Below are 905 nucleotides of genomic sequence, written 5' to 3' on the forward strand. Positions count from 1 at the left end.
TTGTTGCCCGGCAGGTCGTAGAGCCAGGTGTATTTGAACAGTGCGTTGAGGCGGTCGTTGTCGACCGGGCGGTAGGCATAGCCGAGGGAGGCTTCGACATAGTCGGTGTCGGCGAACGAGGTCTGGGCGGAGCGGGAGTCCGACAGGACGGCGTCGACATGGGCCAGGAGGCGCCAGTCGGGGCTGGTCTTCCAGCCGAGGCCGGCGGCGAAGAGATAGGTGTTCTGGTCGCGCGTGTCGTCGTCGGAGCGCTCGATGCGCACCTCGCCGCGCACGCGGGCGTTGATGCCGCGCTCCTCGTCCTTGTAGGCGACGGCGAGCGACGGCGCGTAGCGGTCGAAGTCGGAGCGCTCGACACCGGCCTCGAGCGTGTCGTCGCGCACGCGGCCGACCTCCAGCCCGCCGTCGACGGTCCACTGGGCGTCAGGGGTATAGACCACGCCATAGGTCTGGGTGAGCGAGCGGCGTTCGCCGAACATGTCGTAATTGCTTTCCGAATAGGCCGAGGCGGTGTCGCCCATGCGCCGCCGCATGCCGACGACGACGGTACCCTTGTCGGTGCCGAACAGATCGCGGTCATTGTCGAGGTCGAAGGCGCGATCGGGGTCGAGCCGGTAGCCGACATAATAGTGGTCGTCGGCGGTCGGATCATAGGTGAGACCGGCCAGCGCGCCGAGGCCGTGGGTGCCGTAGGACACCTCGCCGTTCACCCCCACCGTGTCGGTCAGCTGCCACTCGGCGCCGACGCCTGCACGGTCGTTGCGGTCGATGTCGCGCGAGCGGTGAATCGTCCCTTGCGCGAAGGCATAAACCTTGCGGTCGTCATCGATGCGGTAATCGATGCGGGCGCCGGCATCGAGCCTTGAGCCGTTATAGCCGGACTTGCCGGATTGAACGGCGCGCGG

General features: G+C 67.2%; 1 pseudogene. It reads right to left on the reverse strand.

Features of this window, described 5'->3' with window-relative positions:
- Positions 1-905, reverse strand: a pseudogene (locus N1058_RS23995) (TonB-dependent receptor); the annotation flags it as partial.

The sequence above is a fragment of the Nitratireductor luteus genome (genome assembly GCF_026162365.1).
In the GTDB taxonomy this organism is placed as follows: Bacteria; Pseudomonadota; Alphaproteobacteria; order Rhizobiales; family Rhizobiaceae; genus Chelativorans; species Chelativorans luteus.